This window comes from Paenibacillus sp. GCM10027630, from assembly GCF_042676305.1.
Taxonomy (GTDB): Bacteria; Bacillota; Bacilli; order Paenibacillales; family NBRC-103111; genus Paenibacillus_S.
This window is the reverse complement of record NZ_JBHTGY010000082.1, coordinates 1-15,756: the sequence shown is the minus strand read 5'-3', so window position 1 is coordinate 15,756 and position 15,756 is coordinate 1. Positions and strand designations below refer to the sequence as shown.

General features: G+C 44.9%; 15 protein-coding genes. 14 read left to right on the top strand and 1 reads right to left on the bottom strand.

The annotated features are described in order from the left end of the window. Positions 1 to 8: 8 nt before the first annotated feature. Positions 9 to 941, bottom strand: coding sequence for an aldo/keto reductase (locus ACFQ0C_RS32340; protein WP_379373079.1), 933 nt, complete (start codon positions 939 to 941; stop codon positions 9 to 11). 332 nt (positions 942 to 1,273) lie between these two features. Between ACFQ0C_RS32340 and ACFQ0C_RS32335 the strand changes: the two genes are divergently transcribed. From ACFQ0C_RS32335 to ACFQ0C_RS32270, 14 genes are all read left to right on the top strand, one after another. Beyond that, entirely contained in the window at positions 1,274 to 2,416 is a 1,143-nt protein-coding gene (locus tag ACFQ0C_RS32335; protein WP_379373077.1) for a GNAT family N-acetyltransferase, read from the top strand. 256 nt (positions 2,417 to 2,672) lie between these two features. Continuing rightward, positions 2,673 to 3,497: an ABC transporter permease gene (locus ACFQ0C_RS32330; protein ID WP_258216565.1), complete on the top strand. Its 825-nt coding sequence runs from the start codon at positions 2,673 to 2,675 to the stop codon at positions 3,495 to 3,497. A gap of 122 nt (positions 3,498 to 3,619) precedes the next feature. After that, positions 3,620 to 4,642, top strand: a complete 1,023-nt coding sequence (locus ACFQ0C_RS32325; protein WP_379373075.1) for an ABC transporter ATP-binding protein — start codon at positions 3,620 to 3,622, stop codon at positions 4,640 to 4,642. A gap of 71 nt (positions 4,643 to 4,713) precedes the next feature. Further along, positions 4,714 to 5,868 (top strand): extracellular solute-binding protein, encoded by a 1,155-nt coding sequence (locus ACFQ0C_RS32320; RefSeq protein ID WP_379373073.1) that lies wholly within the window; start codon positions 4,714 to 4,716, stop codon positions 5,866 to 5,868. Then, the gene (locus ACFQ0C_RS32315; RefSeq protein ID WP_379373071.1) at positions 5,865 to 6,707 is read left to right on the top strand and encodes an ABC transporter permease; all 843 of its coding nucleotides are present in this window, start codon (positions 5,865 to 5,867) and stop codon (positions 6,705 to 6,707) included. Before ACFQ0C_RS32320 ends, ACFQ0C_RS32315 begins: the two co-directional genes overlap by 4 nt. Before the next feature lie 142 nt (positions 6,708 to 6,849). Next, on the top strand, positions 6,850 to 8,175 hold the full coding sequence (locus ACFQ0C_RS32310) for a hypothetical protein (RefSeq protein WP_379373069.1): 1,326 nt from the start codon (positions 6,850 to 6,852) through the stop codon (positions 8,173 to 8,175). Then, positions 8,172 to 8,639, top strand: a complete 468-nt coding sequence (locus ACFQ0C_RS32305; RefSeq protein ID WP_379373067.1) for a hypothetical protein — start codon at positions 8,172 to 8,174, stop codon at positions 8,637 to 8,639. The genes ACFQ0C_RS32310 and ACFQ0C_RS32305 overlap by 4 nt, the downstream gene beginning before the upstream one ends. Beyond that, entirely contained in the window at positions 8,636 to 9,649 is a 1,014-nt protein-coding gene (locus tag ACFQ0C_RS32300) for a CehA/McbA family metallohydrolase (RefSeq protein WP_379373065.1), read from the top strand. Before ACFQ0C_RS32305 ends, ACFQ0C_RS32300 begins: the two co-directional genes overlap by 4 nt. Positions 9,650 to 9,667: 18 nt before the next feature. Next, positions 9,668 to 10,429, top strand: coding sequence for an MgtC/SapB family protein (locus ACFQ0C_RS32295; protein ID WP_258216572.1), 762 nt, complete (start codon positions 9,668 to 9,670; stop codon positions 10,427 to 10,429). A 192-nt stretch (positions 10,430 to 10,621) separates the two neighbouring features. After that, positions 10,622 to 10,792, top strand: coding sequence for a hypothetical protein (locus ACFQ0C_RS32290; protein WP_379373062.1), 171 nt, complete (start codon positions 10,622 to 10,624; stop codon positions 10,790 to 10,792). A gap of 122 nt (positions 10,793 to 10,914) precedes the next feature. Continuing rightward, a complete protein-coding gene (locus ACFQ0C_RS32285; RefSeq protein ID WP_379373060.1) occupies positions 10,915 to 12,015 on the top strand; it encodes a CHAP domain-containing protein in 1,101 nt (366 codons plus the stop codon). 136 nt (positions 12,016 to 12,151) lie between these two features. After that, positions 12,152 to 13,330, top strand: coding sequence for an MFS transporter (locus tag ACFQ0C_RS32280; protein WP_379373058.1), 1,179 nt, complete (start codon positions 12,152 to 12,154; stop codon positions 13,328 to 13,330). Positions 13,331 to 13,479: 149 nt separating this feature from the next. Next, positions 13,480 to 14,913 carry a hypothetical protein gene (locus ACFQ0C_RS32275; RefSeq protein WP_379373056.1) on the top strand — a complete coding sequence of 478 codons (1,434 nt, stop codon included), beginning with the start codon at positions 13,480 to 13,482 and terminating at the stop codon, positions 14,911 to 14,913. A gap of 103 nt (positions 14,914 to 15,016) precedes the next feature. Then, positions 15,017 to 15,337, top strand: a complete 321-nt coding sequence (locus ACFQ0C_RS32270) for a GNAT family N-acetyltransferase (protein WP_379373054.1) — start codon at positions 15,017 to 15,019, stop codon at positions 15,335 to 15,337. Positions 15,338 to 15,756 lie beyond the last annotated feature (419 nt).

The window sequence follows — 15,756 nt, the reverse complement described above, 5'->3', positions numbered from 1 at the left end:
GATTTAATTTATTCCTCTCCGAACTCCAGCCAGCGCACTTCCTCCGGGGTTAATGTTAAGCCTGCTGCGGCCAGATTGGAATCAAGCTCCTCGGGTGCATAGGCAGCGACTAGTGCGCAGGTAGGGAATGGCTGATTAAGCACATAGGCCAGCGCAAGCTGCACGGAAGGCACTCCCTTCTCCTTTGCGAGCTGCCGGGTTCGCTCAAGGCGCTGCCAATTGCCTTCACTATAATAAGTGCGAACCATCTCCTCATCCTCTCGATGCTCAGGTGAGAATCGGCCGGCCATAAATCCGCCACCCAAGGAAGACCACGATAGCAAAGGCATCCCTGTCGCCTGATGCCATTGACAGGTCTTTTCATCGGCCGGGACACAGCCGGCCCAACGGGGCTCAATCATTTTAGCTAAGCTCAAGTTAGTGCTGCTGAATGTAAAGCCCGTTAAACCATTTTGCAATGCGTAATCATTAGCCTCCTGGATACGTTGATGTGACCAGTTGGAAGCACCAATCGCAAGGATTTTACCGGCTAGGAGATGCTCGTTGAGAATGTCGATGATGGGGCCGACCGGCACATTCGGATCATCACGATGCAGTGCATACAGATCAATATAATCGGTTTGGAGCCGCTCCAGGCTAATGTTCAAATCATGGGTAATGGATTGCGGGTTAACGCGATGGCCGGTCTCGTCGTGGTGGGCGCCTTTGGTCAGAATGACAACCTGCTCTCTGTTATCTCTTTCATGTATCCATCTGCCGATTGTTTTCTCGCTCTCACCATCACCGTATTGAAAGGCTGTATCGATGGTAGTGCCTCCCATTGCCGTAAACTTATCAAGCAAGCTGCTGGCAAGACCGAATTGTGATTGATTGAAATGATCGCTGCCCATGATGAGCTGACCGCATGGCTTGTAAAGCCCGTTTATTGAAATCGTCTTCATACTATGAAATGCATCCTTTCATGGACGAATTGGGGTAAGCGCTTGCCCTAAAGTCTATGCTAAGTATAACGCAGCCTAAAAGCAGTAGGCAATAAGGTGGAGGATATTTTTGGGGGAGAATGAAACAGGATGAATTATAGATAAATGGAAGCGCGCTAAACTTTATAAAGACAGCTTCCTTTTCCAACAAACTTCCATTATAATAACGAGCAAGCGGATAAGCCTTCCGCGCATTGGCGCTCAATTGTCAATAGAGCATTAAGAAATTATTGATTTTGTAAGCGATTGCAATTCGAGAATGACATGAGAACATAATGAATGGGAGGAATACGATGTCCGTATCCAGATCAGCCAAACCGGATGAAATTGAAGTGTTAGTAGCTCTGGCCGACCGTACGTTTCGCAAGCCGGGACAAACCTCGATGGGAGAGGCTTACTCCATGCTTTTTTCCAAAGAGAACGCAAATAATCTGTTAATCATAGAGGAGGATGGAGTACCAGCGACATTGGTAGGATTATTGAAATCAGAGCTTTCGATCGTTAGCTGCACCATTCCTGTTGTAAGCATGGGGGCTGTCTGTACGGATACAGCTTACAGAGGGAGAAACTTCGCGGATATGCTCGTTAAACGAAGCATAAACAAATGTACGGAGGAAGGCGCTCAGCTGCTGCTAATATCCGGAACACGCGGGCTTTATCTTAGGAATGACTGCTTGGAAGTAGGGGCAGTTAAACGCTTTACCGTTCATTCCATTGAGGAATTGGCAGAGCTGAATCGAACAAACGAAGCTGTTATACGGCCCTATGATGAGAAATGTGATCAGCCTGCAATCATTAGGTTAATGGAAGCAGAGAAAGCTTACTACAAAAGAACAGAGGCTGAATTGAACCAGCTTATTCGCAGCGCTGCTGTTGCAAGCAACGAAAGTGCGGAGCAGCATGTTTGGATGAGCTTTACAAATAGCGGTGATGCAATCGGCTATATGGCGTACTTTTTATTGGAAAAAGACGGGGGCCTTACAGCAGATGTTCTGGAATATGGGGGCAGTGACGAAGCTGTCATCGGATTGCTTCATGAAATTATCGATCGGTTAAGTCCGAAGTGGCTTCATATTCCTGTTATGGGGGAAAGAGCCGCATTATCGGAGAAGCTGGCTTCGGCGGGCTGCGCCTTTACTGAAAGCACGATTCCGGGCACAATTCGTATGATCAATTTCCCTGGGCTGTGGAATTCCTTGCAGCCTTATATGCTGCGGCAGCTTGGTGCGGAGAGACTGGCGGAACTAAGCTTGGCGGTAACCAGTAACGGTTATAAAATCAGCTATAAGGGTGAATCCTTAACTATCGGGCATCGAGGCGCAACGACACTTTTGTTTAATGGACCTGCTATGACCGAGCAGGGTGAACTAAAGGAAGTACTTGCCCTATTGTTTCCGCTGCCGTTTCCTTACACTGAAAACCTGAATTTTGTTTAAAAGCATCAGCTTGCGAACTTGAACGTCACCCAGATCGACAGAAACATGAATGTATAGCCGTAGTTGTCAACTATTTATTGCTTAGTCCTTTTAACAAGAAAAAGTATCCATTGCTAGCAATATATAGTTGACAAATATGAATAAATTGTTAATAATCTAGATACATTAGGTTAACCGCTTACCCCGATATACAATCTGTTAAACCGGTTTAACCTATGTCGATTGTGAAAGTTTTGAAAGGGGAGATTGAGCACGCATGATGTGGTATTTCAAAGCCCAAGGTAAACGGAAGCTGATCGAATTTATTATTCTCGTCATCTTTGCTGTTTTTTTTATGGGACCTTTACTGAATCTGTTATTGTTAGCGTTTACAGGGAAATGGCAGTACCCGGCAGTCTTACCGCAGTCATGGTCATTGGATTGGTGGAAGTTTGTACTTTCCAAGGATGAGGTGGTCAAATCAATTGGGCTTTCATTTTTAATCGCCACGGTTGTAACCGCTTTATCCATCGTCATTTGCATACCGGCTGCCTATGCATTTGCAAGAATTCGCTTCCCGCTTAGCCGATGGTTTTTATTCTCGTTTCTGCTAACCCATGCATTTCCGAAAATGGGGCTTTACGTTTCCATCGCTGTTTTATTTTACAAGGTTGGGTTGATGAATACTTTTGCAGGCGTTGTTTTAATTCATATTGTAAATACATTAATGTTTATGACCTGGATACCATCATCGGCCTTTCGAAATGTACATAAAGCACAGGAGGAATCGGCCAGAGATGTTGGTGCAACCCCGTTCCGGGTTTTTTGGAGCATTACGATGCCCATGGCTTTGCCTGGAATTATGGTAGCGTCGATTTTTACATTCCTGCATTCCTTGGATGAAGCACAGGGGACGTTTCTTGTTGGTATTCCTGATTTTCGTACAATGCCGGTTGTCATGTATTCGATTATTTCAGACTATCCCAGCACAGCGGGTGCCGTGTTCTCTATCATTCTGACACTGCCGACAATCGTTCTGCTGCTGGCTGCACAAAGATTCGTAACGGCCGATGTCATGTCAAGCGGTTTCCAAATGAAGTAATGGGAGTAAGTTTCGCTAAAGCGAAACTCAGTAATGCTTACGAAGTCAGCTTTCCTATGGAAAACTTTAAAGTTAATGCTTACGAAGTAAGTTTCACTAAAGTGAAACTCTAAGGAGGAACTATGATCCAGCTATCTATACAGAACCTCACGAAACGCTATAAAACTGGAGAAGGCGTGTCGAATATTTCTCTGAATGTTAACAAGGGAGAATTGGTTACATTGCTCGGCCCATCCGGCTGCGGGAAAACGACAGTGCTTCGGAGTATTGGCGGGTTTCTTGAACCGGACTCAGGAGATATCGTAATCGAAGGCAAAAGTGTATTAAAGCTTCCGCCGGAAAAGCGTCCTACTGCGATGGTTTTTCAAGGCTATAATTTATGGCCGCATATGAATGTGTACAACAATTTAGCTTTTGGCTTGAAAATAAGGAAGAAAAGCAGTGCCGAGATCGAAGAAGCGATCAAGCGGGTGCTGGAGCTGGTTCGACTCCCCGGTTCACAGAAGAAATTTCCGAGCGAATTATCAGGCGGGCAGCAGCAGCGGATAGCGGTAGCAAGAGCATTTTTACTGGAGCCTGCAGTGCTTCTGCTAGACGAACCTTTCTCAGCGCTCGATGCGAAGCTGCGTCACGAGATGCGTGAAGAACTGCGCGATATTCAAGCAAGCACGGGGTTAACGATGGTTTTCGTTACGCATGATCAGGAGGAGGCGCTTTCGATATCCGATCGAATCATCGTTATGAATGCGGGAAATATCGAGCAGGAAGCCAACCCTCAGGAAATATACGATAATCCTAGTTCGCTCTTCGTGGCCCAGTTTATCGGTAAAATGAACTTCGTTAAAGGCAATGCGGATGGCAGCCAGGTACATATGAACCGACTGCAATATGCTAATACACGGCAGCTGAGCGGTGAGGTTACAGTAGCTATTCGACCTGAGGATATTGTATTTGTACAGCCCGACGAGGGACTATTGGCCAAAATTCATCAGGTGATGATACTGGGACATTATGCAGAAGTGTCGCTTGAGACGGAATTAGGCATTTTGAAAGCGTTTTTACCGCGTGATGCTGTAAAGGATTTATCTCCGGGGCAAGTTACGGGGATATCTTTTTCCAAAGTGCTTGCATATAAGTCAGCCTAAACCACTTATTCATATTTCAAGGTCAATATGCCAGAGTTTGCTGGCACACAACTCTAAAGGAGGATTAATCAATGAACCTTATGAAAAAGCGTTTAAGTATGGCTCTTGCTTCGGTAATGGTACTGGGAGCTCTAGTGGGATGTGGCAGCGGAGGCGATAAACCAGCATCATCAAGCGGTGGAGACAAGGGGAAGCAAGACGAGTTCTCATTTTATTTTACCGGTTCATTAAATGTTAAGGATTTATGGGAAGTTGTTGTTCCAATGTTTGAAAAGAAATATCCGAATATTAAAGTGAAAATGGTTCATATTGATTCCGGTGCAGGCGGGCAATCTACCGTGGATCGTATTATTGCAGCGAAGCAAGCAAATCAGAAATCCGGTAACATCGACCTGTACGAGAGCAGCTTAAGTGATGTTATCAAGGGGACTAAGGAAGATTTATGGGCTCCTTTGGATACGAAAAAAATTCCTAATCTGAGTAAAATCGAAGAAAAGCAATTGAGTAATGTAAAAAATATGGGGATTCCTTATCGTGCATCCGCAGTAATTTTGGCTTATAACAGTGCAAAAGTAAAAACACCGCCAAAAACAGCTAACGAGCTCTATGATTGGATCCGCAAAAATCCGGGACGGTTTGCTTATAATGATCCTGCTACTGGGGGCTCGGGAGATTCCTTTGTACAAACAGCGATTTATAATTTCCTTCCACCGGAAGCTAATGTCAGCTCCGATCCATCTTACGCACAAAAATGGGATCAAGGTTTTGCACTGCTGAAGGAGCTGCACCCGTTCATGTACCAAAAAGGTGTCTATCCTAAGAAAAATCAAGGGACGCTAGACCTGCTTGCCAACGGTGAAGTCGATATCATACCGGCATGGTCCGACCAAGCTTTAGAGCAGGCTTCCAAGAAGCTGCTGCCGGATACAACCAAGCTGGTGCAAATCGATCCTTCCTTTACGGGTGGCCCGACTTACTTGATGGTTCCGAAGCTGTCGGAGCATCCGGATTCGGTTGCTACATTCCTGGATTATGTGTTAACTCCTGAAGCTCAGAGTGTCATCGTCAACAAAATGTACGGCTATCCAGGTATCAAATGGACGGAAATGCCGCAGGAATTGAAAGACAAATTTAAGGATGTCGCTGGCGGATACCGTACATTCAGCATTGGTGATTTGGGTAAAGAGATCCAGAAACGCTGGCAGAGGGATGTTGCTGGCCAATGAGTAAAAACATAAAACAAGGGATTTTCGGGCTGCTGCTAGTAATCCCATCCTTCCTTATTCTATGCTTCGTAGTTATCGTACCGATCATACTCGCTATTAATGAGAGCTTTAAGGACGATAAAGGCAGCTACACTTTAGCACATTACTTTTACTTGTTCACCGACAAGGTGAGTGTTAACAACATTACGTTCACCTTGAAGCTGACTATCATATCTGTCATCATGGTGCTGCTGATCAGCTATGCACTAGCGGTATACATGCGATTTAGCGGCGGTCGGCTGGTGAATGGAATTAAAAGAATGTATATGATCCCGATGTTTATCCCTTCAGTAATTGCTTCTTATGGAATTATTAATATGTATGGGAATCATGGTTGGCTGTCGCGTATTTTATTGTTATTCGGCAATGACGCATTGCCCAAAATCATATTCGATTATAAGGGTATCATTCTCGCTAACCTGTGGTTTAATATCCCGTTCACGACGATGCTGCTCACCTCTGCGCTTGCCGGTATACCTAACGCAATCATTGAAAGTGCTAAAGACATCGGGGCAAGCCGTTTACAGATTTTCTTCAAATTTATACTTCCTTTGTCCTATCGGACGATGTGGGTTGCGGTTACATTTATTTTCATGGGTATTATTGGCGGGTTTACGGCACCGTTCTTGATTGGACCGAACTCACCGCAAGTGCTGGGTGTAGCGATGCGTCAAATATTTTCAGTCTATCAGGATACTCAGCTCGCGAGCGCAAACGCCGTCTTTATGTTCATCCTTTGTTCTTTGATGGGATACTTCTATATTCGTACGATGATTAAAGACGATAAGACAGCGCATTAAAGCTGAACATGCACCTTTCCCTTCGATGGACTTTACTGAAAAGGTAAAGCTTTTAAGGGAAGGTGCTTTTTTCTAAATGCTTAAGAATACATAACGCATATGAGGTTGGTTTCGTGAAAGCGAAGCTTTTAGGAGGGAGTACATGATGAAGCAGCCTATCGTATCAACTGGAGCTTTGGGTTGGAAGGAAATCAATGCGAACACGGATTTTAGAATGGAAATACAGATTGCAGAGCCAGGAATTGTAGAAATTGACTTGTTAGCCAAATCGGAAAGCGATTGGCGTGTGGCCGACTATGAATCAGCTGTACTGCGTATTTGGGTAGAGAGGGAATATAACCAGGACTGCGTTCTCTTTTATGGGAATCGGCCTTTAACTTATACAAGATTATTGGGTTATATGCAGCCGGGCACTTATATGCTCAGGTTTGCTTTTAATCCGGATATCTCGTCCCCGCAGGTGAAAAAGGCTTATATTGAATCGGTTGATGTGAAGATAATTACGGAAAAAAATTCGGAGCTGTTCGAAATTTACAAGCATACTCCAGTTATATACGGGCGCAATGTATATCACCCTTATGAGGGAAGATATACGGATACTCCGCTGCTGATGTTTTATAGCATAGAGCCTTTGGAGAGCGGAAAAGCAATCGAGTATCAAATAATGTTTTCCCATGAGGATGAAGGGACGCCGACCCCTCTGCTGATGAGTAAGTGGGGACGTACAACAGATATTGAATGGGTGTATCGTGTGGAGATTGATGAACAAGGTAAAGTGCAGAAAGCTACCTTTCAAGGGCCTGAGCATGTTACAGGTGAATTTAAGGGCAGTACAGCATTGGGAGGGCATCCAGTGCTTCAGAACGTAACAACCAACGGAATGGTGCATGACACAATCACATCAAGGTATCGCTTTCTGCTGCCTCCTGTTTATGAATGGAATCAGCAGATTGAGCCGAGAGAGCGGGTCATGGATGCTTTTCCGTTTACTTATCAGGTAACGGCCTGGGAAATGCTGCGCCAATATTCTATGGAACTACCGGTTGTGAACAACTCGTTCCAGCTAACCGATTTACGTAACTACTTGTATGTTCAATCGGCCAAGGTGACGGAAAATCCACAGAAAGAAACGTCTATAGATATTCAAGTTAAGCTCAAAGGAGTAAAAGGATGGTTTTCAGGCAGCTTTGGCGATCTAAGATATGGTGAATTCCGCTGTGCCTATGATGGACCTTACTTTCAGTTTTCGACAACGGTTAAGCTTCCTGCCGGGAGTTGCTATAACGATATAGAAGAAATTTGCGCAGTATGGCTGCCAGATGGGGAAGAGTCCGTTATGGTTCCTGAGTTTAAAGGTTTTTTCCTCGATGAAGATTACGCACCCCAGCAGCCGATTCGCAGTTCTGCTGAGGTCACAGTGACGAAAGAACAACCAAGACAAACTTTATGGCGGGGGGACGGACAATGAATACGTTATTGAAAGTGGAGGGTTTGGTAACCCCGAGCTGCTCCAAGAGTCATATTACCTACACGATGCATCTGCATCGGGAATGTCGGGAGCTTCACGTGGAATTTGCTTACGAGCCGAAGGTGCTGGATGATGAATTGAAATCACAGGAGCTGATAATGGAAGGACTAAATCAATACATACTAGATGAGCATCGCAAAGGATATGCGGATAATTGGCGAAATTTTTTGCCGTTGCAAAATTTGCTTACACTGTCGTTCGATGATGAATTTGGGTTTCGTGGTGCGGGACATCGGCATGATCCTGTACAGCATCTCATTGTTACAGCCGAGGAAGCTTCTCCGGGGCTGGTACCTGGTGTATTTCCCCGGGGGCAGCTAAGCATCATGATCAACATTCATTGCGTAGTTACCGAGCAATGCCGGTACAGGATGCATGTCTGGGAAGGAAGGGACATACAATGACTAAATGGCTGCCATTTGAACTTCACTGCCATACGTTTCACAGCGATGGCAAACAATCTTTGGCCGAGCTTGCCTCGGCGGCACATGCATTAGGGCTGCGTGGCGTTGCCTTAACGGATCATAATACGATGACAGGACTCGCAAACCGAGAGCAGATTGTAGCAGAGTCGGGAGTGGAAGTGATCCCAGGGCTTGAATGGACTACATTCTTCGGACATATGCTCACGCTTGGTATTCAGGAATATGTAGATTGGCGCAATCTGAGCCCCTTTCATATTCACAGGGGAATTGATGGAGTTCACCGTCAGGGGGGACTCGTAGGAGTAGCCCATCCATTCCGTGTCGGCAGTCCGATGTGTACGGGCTGCTTCTGGGAATTTGAAGTGTCAGATTGGAATGAGGTTGATTATATTGAAGTATGGTCAGGATTATTTCCTTCAATTCAGCGCAATAATGCCCGCGCCTTCGCAATGTGGACGGAGCTGTTAAACCGGGGACACCGAATTGCAGCGACAAGTGGGCGGGATTGGCATGTTTCCGATCCGGTGACGGATCCGATCTCGGCGACATTTCTAGGGATTCAAGATGAAGCTGTTGAAGACGATGGCTTGAGCCTAGTCCATAGAGCACTGGATGCTCTACGGCGAGGCAATGTGGCTGTATCGATGGGACCGCTTCCGCAGCTTAGCGTGCTTGGGAGCGATGGTAAGCGGGCAGGCATCGGAGATACTATTGAGCTCCGCGAGGGAGACGGATTGCAGCTTGAGGTAACGGCTGGCATAGATTTCACCACGAGAGCAGGCCATTGGGAGCTGCCGGATCAGCTGCTGCAGCTAAAGCTTGTCAGCAACCTGGGAGAGCTTGCTGTTGTGGAATTGACGCAAGGGCAGCCGCAAGCGGATCTGACCCTGGATGTGACAGGCGTTCGCTGGCTGCGTGGCGAGCTGTACGGAGTATTTTGCAATGTGCGAACTATGATTGGATTTACGAATGCGATTTACTTTAACTAAAGGAAGTGAACTATCACGATGGGAACTACAACTTTATGGACAATTTCCCATGGGGAGCTGCTGCTAAGGATGGTGCTGGCGGTCCTGTTCGGTGGGGCCGTTGGAATGGAGCGAGAGTGGAATAACCATGCTGCAGGCTTTCGAACTCATATTCTGGTCTGCTTGGGCTCAGCTACTATTATGCTGCTGTCCATTTATGGATTCTCCGAATATGTCAATGAGCCTAATGTACGGATTGACCCAGCGCGTCTTGCTGCGCAAGTAATCAGCGGCATCGGCTTTCTTGGAGCAGGAGCCATCCTGCGCAATGGATCGGTAATCAGCGGCTTGACGACAGCAGCATCCGTATGGGTGGTAGCGGCGATTGGCTTGTGTGTGGGAGCGGGGTTTCTGTTTGCGGCGTTTTACACGACCATGCTCGTTTTAATCAGCCTATTCGTCCTTAATAAATGGGAAAAATATTTGATGCGCCATCGCAGAAATCACGAGCTTACCATTAAGGCGCTTGATAATCCAGGTGTACTTGGCAAGCTGGCATCAGCCTTTGGAGAGCAGGGCATTCAAATCATTAACGTCAAAATGATTTCCGAGACCGACTCGTCCGAGGACAGCAGAGAGAAGCCGACCTTGCAGCTGAAATTCAGTTTGAAGGTACAGAATCCCCCCAAGTTCATTGCTGCTATGGAACGGATTAATACAATGGACTTCGTGCTTTGGATGGAATCGGATGGTAAACTGTTAGTATTTCCCCACCAGCAGGTCATTGATCATGCAAATTAAATGTCGAATGAATACAAATGAGGAACATGCCGATGGGTGTGTTTCCTTTTTTATTGGAAAAAAACAACGTTTTGTGATCTTATACCTACTTAATTTGAATTTTCCTTTCGAAGTAGTATATATAGGCCCTTTAGAGCACCACTCACCATAGATCGTACATCCAGGGATTACCCCCACAAGGGAGAGAATAACATGACAAGAGATGAATTTGAGAAAAGCTTTCAAGAAATCAGTTCATCCTGGGAATTAGATGATGTGGTGTTTAGTTCACAAGAGAAGGAATTAATTCGTCAGGTATGTATGAAGGAAATTACGATGGAGCAGTACGATACTATTATGAAGCAGCTAACCAACATGGTTTGATTTGACTCCATATAATGTAGGAGCTAACTTTCGAGGGAGCTCTTTTTTTGTGTTTACTTAAGTAAAGGTCAGTTAGGTTGAAAATATACGCTTCGGTTTTCTGAAAAATGGTATAATATGGGTTGTGTAAAGGAGGGGTTAATATTCATATTGAAAATTACCAAAAGTTGGAAAGTGTGAGGGCGGTTGTCGACGAAAAGCTGCTAAAAATAACAAATGGAGAAACAAGGCGTAATGCTTATGTAAGGCTTTATGGTGTATCGAGCTACGCTTCAATGTTGGCGCAAAAAAGAGGCCTTCAGCAACATATAGCGGCTATTGCAGGATTGCTTCATGATTACTATTTATTTATGACAGGTATTGAAGAGTTTCATGACCAAAATGGTGCCGAGGCGATAAGACCAATTTTAAGAGATATGGATATTTTCACAAAAGAGGAGCAAAGGATCATACTTTGTGCGGTATTCTATCATAGTGATAAAACTAACATACATAATGAATACGATGAGATTGTGAAGGATGCCGAAGTACTGCAGCAATATTTTTATAATAACGGTACTGAAGTAAGTTTTGAACATGCAAAACGTTTGAGAAAGCTGCTGAATGAATTAGGTATTCTCAATGATTTTAAAGTTGAACAGGATGAGCAAGGGAAAGGTACGCCAATAGAAGTGTCAGGTAATAGGTGCGAGCGATTAGCAGACTGGGCGGAACAGCTCGCATCAAAAGGGATTATAGGGATTCCTTCGGATAAAGATTACCATGATATATGTCTTTATTGGACAGGCGATAATATTTATAAAGAATTAAAAGCAAGCTGGTGTGCCGCCTTTGTATACTACTGTTGCAGAAAAGCAGGGCTATTATTGCCGATCCGTTTTCCTAATAGTGTGTGCAGGTTTGCAGGCGTAGCAGCGTGGCTTGAATGGGCCCAATTTCCTGATGTGAACTTTTTTCATAGTGTTCAAGAACAAGGCTTCTCCCCGGCTAGAGGCGATATCGTTATTTATGAAAAGCTGCTGTCCAACGAATCTCACGACCATATAGGCGTTGTGCTGTCTTGTCATGATAATGAATTGCTTGTTGCAGAAGGAAATATGGATAACAAAAATCAATCAAGTTTAGTGCGTCGAGACAGATGGAGTAAAATATTGGGGTATATTCGAATAGATAACAGCTATCAATATAAGTTTGTCGGTGAATATAATCCCATACCGGTTTGAAGCTTGAGGATGATGCTTTAGAGGGATCGGTAGGGAAACATTTAATTGCCCGGCGACTTGTAGTATTCAGACATTTCATTTAAAGTAATAAAAGTCGGAAGCATCCGTATTCAACGTGTAAATGAGGGATTGATAAGTGAAGGTTTTTTTATGGATGGGCTGTTTATCTTACTTTTTAATCGGTTTGGCGCATGTAGTGATAGGGTCGCTGCTGCCGGACATGCTGGCTTTTTACGGAAAAGATTATACGGCGGGCGGGCAATTGATTTCTTTACAGTTTGTTGGTTTCTTGATTGGTGTACTGTCGGGGCCGTGGTGGTCGACTAAGCTCGGTAAACGAGGAGCATTGCTGCTGTCTCTATGTTTCCTAAGCGCTGCTGAGTTGGTATTCGCAATGCTGCCGGCTTGGGGAGTGGTATTGGTGGTCGCACCCTTTGCCGGATTCGGATTTGGCATGATTGAGACTGTAATTGGGGCGCTTATTATGCAAGCCGCAGAGGAAGACCGCAAAGCGGCGATGATGGCTCGTGTAGAAGTGTTTTTCGGAGTAGGTGCGCTAGTGATGCCGCTCTTGGCCTCTATGTTTATAGCCGAGGGCTGGTGGAGAGGGGCGTTCTTGACGTTAGGCCTATTCACCGTATGTATGCTTCTTCTCTGGTGGTTTCTGCCTCTTGGAGGATTACGTGAACGCATGCAGCGTGGTTATGAGCCAACTGCAGTTACAGAGAAAGTTCGTAAGGGTTCGATGGGCGTTTTCGTTCTCTTTATTCTTATCTTTTTGCTGTACGTAGGCGGCGAGATGAGCTTGGCAAACTTTTTACCGTCGATCTTTGTTGAGAACCTTGGAGCTAGTTCAGAAATTGGAGCATTATCAGTAACCTGCTTCTGGGGAGCGATGGCAATTGGCCGCTTGTTCGCAGCAGCTTTTTCGCGAAAAATCGGTTATTCCCGCTACCTGCTGTTCGGGAGTGCCGGCTTCTGTGTATTAGTTGCCGGATTGGCGCTGAGCACGGGCATCGTATCTGCCTTTGGAATCATCATACTGCTTGGGCTCGCAATGTCAGGCATGTTTGCAATAGCCTTGGTTTATGCAAACAGCTTTTTCCCAGGGGCGGAGGAGCGTACGACGAGCGTGCTGATTGCCGCAGGCGGAATTGGTGGTGCAACGCTTCCGCTGTTGACCGGTTGGTGTATGGATAAGCTGTCGGTGTCGTGGTCGCTGTGGGTATTGGTCGGATTTGCATTACTTATGCTCTTGTTCGTTTGGGCGACTTCACGGATGCATCGCAAGGGATTAAATGCAGTGACGAGTTAAGTCGATTGCTTATACAGGTTTTAATAAATGAACGTAAAAGGAGCTGCCTTGTGAAGGTATGCTCCTTTTATATTTGTTTTGTAAAAGAACAACTATTTTTCAAGACCAACGTCATACAATTAACATATTATTGTTCAGGAGGGGTCAAGATGTGGAGATTATTACTTACAGCTGGTTTATTCCTTATGTTGCTAGGTCAGATGCAGCAGCTAGTGCAGGCGCAAGCAGAACGTGTCCAAGTCAGCATACCAAAGTTTTCAGTAACCTTGGACGGAGTAAAGATTGACCAATCACATAGCGCGTATCCCTTGGTTACGTATAAGGACATTACCTACTTTCCACTTACTTGGAACGCAGCACGGGCTCTGGGCCTATCTTATACATGGGATGAGAGTAGTGGGCTATCCATTGTTCCAGGTGATTCGCAAGGGCTGCCGGGCAAAGAGAAATGGAGTCAGGTAGAATCTGTCGCCAATCGTGCGGGTGCTAATTATAACGCATCCATTGCTCCCTTTGCCGTAACTATCTACGGTCAGAGAATTGCGAATGAAGCAGAACCGTTTCCGCTGCTGCAATTCCGCGACATCACTTACTTTCCAATGACGTGGAGCTTCGCTCACGACCTTTTTCACATGAATTTGCAGTGGGAAGATGCAGCCGGATTGACCATTACAACCGAACAAAGTCGGCAATTCGACAGGATCGAATATGATGATGAAAATTACTTATACATTAGGAATCAGATGTACAAAAACAATGAATATGGCTATTTAAAAATTGCCAAGTCACTTCAAGAGCCGCCGCAATGGGTCAATGGGAAAACAGCCGGTAAGCTGTTCGAGAATGCATCGCAGTGGATGTGGAAATACGAAGGCGATACAGTGCTGGAACGAAAGGAGGATGCTCTTTACATTCAAGATGTACAGCTTACTTCCTTAACCAAGTATCTTCTTGAAAATCAGACGCTTTTTGCTTCTTATCCTGGGGAAACTAATAATGGGGTTACATACAGTGCTCTGACGCACCGATTGAGTGAAAAGCTTACCCTTTTATCGCTACAAATTAACGTTGATATTCCTGTGAAAGGCAGGTTTAGTACTTCGCATGAATATCATTTTAGTTATTTGATTAGAGAAGGAACAGCTACGGAGTTACCCTTTTCTCTTATTCGTGGGTCATGGAGTAACGCAGATGGAACCCACTGGGTGGTAGGCGGGGACTGGAAGCTTTTGCTTATAAATGCCGGCGGGGAAATTTCAATCGTGAATGACTTGTTCCAAGGAGCGGAAGTGGAGGTCCCACATTTCGGCTATCCGAGAACAGCGGAGGGGACATTGATCATCAAGGTTCATTCACCGTTGTCCAGTACCTATTCCCTTGATACGAAGTTGGCTGTCAAAAAGCTGTATAGCGACTATGGCGGGGATCTTCCATACCAAGCTTACGTGGAAGGTTATCGTTATGATCTTTTTAAGGTTGATGGGAATACGGTCATGAACGTAACGCGTAACCAAAGCCGGACCTATTGGGATTATGAGCTTTACGGCGCCTCGGATAGCATAGATTCTGGGACTGAGGAGTGAAGAAAGGGGGGGGATTAAAATAGAGATTCATTATACTAATGAAATTCCAAGTGCCGATTGTATATTTACACTGTACGACTCTGTTGGTTGGAATGATTACTTGATGCTGCCCAAGGAACTGTTATATAAAGCGTTAGTTCAAAGCTGGCATGTTATTTGTGCTTATAATCAGGAGAGGTTGATCGGTAAGGGCCGCATCGTTTCAGATGGTGTGATTAATGCGTATATTTGTGGTTTAGTTGTTCATCCAGATTATCAAAACCAAGGAATTGGAAGCGAGATGATTCGAAAGTTAGTGGAAAAGGGTCGAGAGAGCAAGCTTCATATTCAGCTGCTTTGTACGGAGGAGAATATCCCGTATTATAATAAGCTTGGATTTGAAGGGTTTGCAATTGGGATGAAAGACAAGAACACTCCTTTGTAGTGATTAAGATACACTTAACGAAGATGGCATGTTCCTCGCGGGGAATCTGCCTTTTTTATTGAAAGGTCTTTTTTTTGAAAATGTCGACATACCGGGGAAAGTGATTATAACTGGTTTATTTGGTGATAGGATGTCAAATCTTATTGGTAGTTCGATGAATGGAGGCATGGACGTAGTCTTCTAGAGGGTGATTATTGACTTTAGCCTCAATTTCAGTTCGTTCCTCCTCTTCAGCTCATCAGCAAGTACAAATTCCTGCAAATGTGCAGTTATTTACCGGCAATTTTGCTAGTATAAGGAAAATAAGTGCAATATTCAGGCTGTCGAGAAAGTCTCGGCAGTCTTTTTTTTCTTTAATATAATTCACCAATTCACCGCGTTAATTTGATATAATATAGTAAATAATTTGGAAAGTGGTG